5 protein-coding genes are annotated in these 3,543 nt (G+C 41.0%); all 5 read right to left on the bottom strand.

Annotation, left to right across the window (positions count from 1 at the left end; genetic code table 11):
* Nucleotides 1-148 precede the first annotated feature (148 nt).
* Entirely contained in the window at nt 149-1,024 is an 876-nt protein-coding gene (gene rsmI / locus LD39_RS18940) for a 16S rRNA (cytidine(1402)-2'-O)-methyltransferase (RefSeq protein WP_035551791.1), read from the bottom strand.
* Complete coding sequence (locus LD39_RS18945; RefSeq protein WP_035551794.1) at nt 1,002-1,292, bottom strand: GIY-YIG nuclease family protein; 291 nt, start codon at nt 1,290-1,292, stop codon at nt 1,002-1,004. The genes rsmI and LD39_RS18945 overlap by 23 nt, the downstream gene beginning before the upstream one ends.
* Entirely contained in the window at nt 1,282-2,025 is a 744-nt protein-coding gene (locus LD39_RS18950; RefSeq protein ID WP_035551797.1) for a tRNA1(Val) (adenine(37)-N6)-methyltransferase, read from the bottom strand. The genes LD39_RS18945 and LD39_RS18950 overlap by 11 nt, the downstream gene beginning before the upstream one ends.
* 405 nt (nt 2,026-2,430) lie before the next feature.
* A complete protein-coding gene (yabA, locus tag LD39_RS18955; RefSeq protein ID WP_035551800.1) occupies nt 2,431-2,778 on the bottom strand; it encodes a DNA replication initiation control protein YabA in 348 nt (115 codons plus the stop codon).
* Between the two features lie 15 nt (nt 2,779-2,793).
* Nucleotides 2,794-3,543 (bottom strand): stage 0 sporulation family protein (locus LD39_RS18960; protein WP_035551803.1); only part of this gene is annotated, 750 nt, incomplete at its 5' end.

Consider the following 3,543-nt stretch of genomic DNA (forward strand, 5'->3'; position numbering starts at 1 on the left):
AAAAATAGAAAAACAGAAAAACATACAGAACATAGATAAAGAGACGACTACAAAGGTTAATCATTGACGACTAGACATATGTTCGTTCGAATCCCTTACTGTTAACAGGCCTGACAGTAAGGGATTTTTTGTATAGAATCACGGAATATCAATTTTCTTTCACATGATAGGCTTGATATACGTCTCGTTTAGATAATTTACGGTCAACAGAGGTTTGTTTGATTGCTTCTTTACTCTTCATGCCTTTTTCTTCTATATAATGGTTCACATGATCAATGATTGATAAGTGCGTCCACCAAAAATCATCGTGACCTTCCGTTTCCTCCGTACCCTCTACGATTACACAAAATTCTCCACGAACTTCTCCTTTTTCAGCCCAGTCAATCAACTCATCTATGCTGCCCCGGACAAATTCCTCATAGCGTTTTGTCAACTCACGTGCCAGTGCTGCTTGTCGATTACCAAAAACCTCTCGCACATGATTCAGCATTTCTTTCAAACGATGGGGAGATTCATAAAAAATCACGGTAGCCGGCACATTTTTCAAGTTTTCTAATTCAGCCTCGCGCTCTTTTTTCTTTCGTGGCAAAAAGCCACAAAAGTAAAATTGCTCTGTTGGGAGCCCCGAACCTGCTAGTGCGGGAAGGGCCGCATTTGCTCCAGGTAAAACGATGACAGGTATGTCCTCGGAGATAGCTTCCCGAACTAAATCAGACCCTGGATCAGAAATCCCAGGCATTCCAGCGTCACTGACAGCTGCAATTCGGTCTCCACTAGCAATTTGTTCGATAAGCTTTGGACCTCTTGTGTGTTTATTATGTTCATGATAGCTCACTAAAGGCGTATGGATTTCAAAATGATTCAGTAGTTTTTTTGTATTTCGAGTATCTTCCGCGGCTATTGCATCTACGTTCTTTAACGTTTCCACTGCTCGAAAAGTCATATCATTTAAGTTTCCGATCGGAGTAGGAACAATAAAAAGGGCTCCTCGCTCTTCATCCTTATAGCTGTTTTGTATCTTCATCCAGACTGCCTCCTTGTGATTCCCGCATGATCCATTTTTCTTTTTGTGTCCTGGACATTCGTTTGACTCGATACTCCTGCTGCATCGCTTCTTTTTTTGTTTCATAAACCTTGGCGACCTCAAGAATGAAAGGACCTCTGCCTCGTGTGTATTTCGCTCCTTTACCGTCTTCGTGCTTTTTCAAACGTGCCTCTAAATCGTTTGTATAACCCGTATAGAGCGTTTGATCCTTACAACGGAGGATGTAAACGAAATGCTTACTTCCCATACAGGATTTCCCTTAACTCCGGCGTGTATTCGTCCTCATCTGTAAGAGCATATAGAGGAGGAAGGATGGTAAGGCCAGGCTTTCCATCTCTCGTTCCTTCAACCAATAATACATTCGCATCTTTCCCTTCTTTCGGGTAAACAAGACGCATACGCTTTGGTTCCAGCTTATATTTTTTAAACAGTTCAATGATTTCTACCAATCGCTCTGGTCGATGAACCATCGACACCTTTCCACCTGATTTCGCTAAACGACTGCATGATTCGATCACTTCTTCCAGCGTACAATGAATTTCGTGTCTCGCCACAGCCAGATGTTCATTCAAATTATGCTGGTTTGTTTGTGGGGTAGGAAAATAAGGAGGATTGCATGTCACAAGATCAAACTTTCGATTGCCATAGTAATTCGGCATGTCTTTTAAATCGCCATGAATCATCGATAACTGATCGCCGAGATCGTTCAATTCAATATTACGAACCGCCATATCATAGAGCCGCTCCTGAATTTCCACGCCAGTAATTGGTACGCTTGATCTTCGTGATAAAAACAACGGAATTACACCATTTCCAGTACACAAATCCAGAATCTTGCCGCGTGTCTTTGGAACGTAAGTAAAATCCGCCAGCAACACAGCGTCCAAAGAAAACGCAAATACGCTGGGGCTTTGGATGATTCTCATATTTTCTTCAGCTAATAAAAAATCAATTCGTTCATCATCATACAATTGAACCATATTTTCTTTTTCCTTTCTTGTACTATAAAAATGTTAATAATAATTGTATCCGAGATTTTGTGGAGAAAGGGAAGTAGGGGAAGGAGTCGCTTTCCGTGGGCGTACGGTGAGCTTCCTCGGGCTTCGCCCTGTGGGATCTCACCCTGTACTATTATCCACAGGAGTCTCCCCCTTCCCCAACTTCCCTTACCAAAACTATTTCTCGAAACTCTGCTAGTATGTCCCTTTTCAAATTGAAGTAAAATCAATAGACAAAATTGAAGCGCATCATTAGTAGGTTGACACCCCCCTCTACACTTCAATAACCCTGGTAACTAACGGAATAAAATGATCCATTGTATAACAGGGCTAATTATATAAAGAGAGCCCTTCCTCGGATGAGCAAGGAAAGGCTTGGACCTGGAATTATTTTTTCTTATTTAAAAACGATAAACAGAATAAGCAATCTTCATCTCTAGGGCTGCCAAAGTGTAAATTACAAATATGAAAACCTTCTTCGTAGAGTCGTGCTAAATTATCGTACCCTTCTCCAACGGCAGGACCCCGGTCCTGTTTGGAGCCCGATGACTTTTGTTTTTCCTGTTCATTTTCCTTATCTAATCGTTGCCTTAAATGATGATTTTCAAGCGATAAATGCTGATTTTCTTCAAGTAAATAAGCAAGTTGCTTTTTTAAATCGCCAAGCTGTTCATACAGCTCACCAATCTGGCTTTCTAAATGGGATACATGTTCAAAAATGGCTTTCTTTTTCACACTTGACTCCACCTTTTACTCTGTGGCTTCTGTTTGAACGACTCCCTCATCGATCAACTCTTGTAAGGAGTACTCAAGAACACGTTCTTTATCACGAAATTCGATTTGGACCATACGCTCAAGCATATTCAACCCGACAACTTTTCCTTTTCCGAAAGAAGTCGCAATGCTATCACCCAAATCAGGCAGTTCTTTCTTAGCGATTTCATAATCATCATTTTCGTACTTAAGGCAACACATCAAACGACCACAGAGGCCGGAAATTTTTGCTGGATTTAATGATAGATTTTGATCTTTGGCCATTTTTATGGATACAGGTTCAAAGTCACCTAAGAAAGTGGAACAGCAAAGCATCCGTCCACACGGACCAATTCCACCTAACATCTTCGCTTCGTCACGCACACCGATTTGACGCAGCTCAATTCGGGTTTTAAAGACAGAAGCTAAGTCTTTCACCAATGTACGGAAATCCACCCGTCCATCTGCTGTAAAGTAAAAAATTACTTTATTTCGATCAAACGTATATTCAACATCGACTAGATTCATGTCCAATTTATGTTCACGGATCTTCTTTTCACAAATACGGTAAGCTTCTGAAGCATTGTCCTTGTTTTCATCCACCGTAACTTTATCTTTATCATCAGCCATTCTGATAACTTTTTTAAGAGGCAAGACAACATCCTCTTCGTCTACGGATTTATTAGCAATGACAACTTTCCCGAATTCAATCCCGCGCACCGTCTCGACAATGACATAATCTTCCGT

It is taken from the genome of Halobacillus sp. BBL2006, assembly GCF_000786645.1.
Classification (GTDB): Bacteria; Bacillota; Bacilli; order Bacillales; family Halobacillaceae; genus Halobacillus.

Coding starts and splice junctions, on each gene's coding strand:
- rsmI (WP_035551791.1), bottom strand. CDS start 1,024: ATGAAGATACAAAACAGCTATAAGGATGAAGAGCGAGGAGCCCTTTTT.
- LD39_RS18950 (WP_035551797.1), bottom strand. CDS start 2,025: ATGGTTCAATTGTATGATGATGAACGAATTGATTTTTTATTAGCTGAA.
- LD39_RS18945 (WP_035551794.1), bottom strand. CDS start 1,292: ATGGGAAGTAAGCATTTCGTTTACATCCTCCGTTGTAAGGATCAAACG.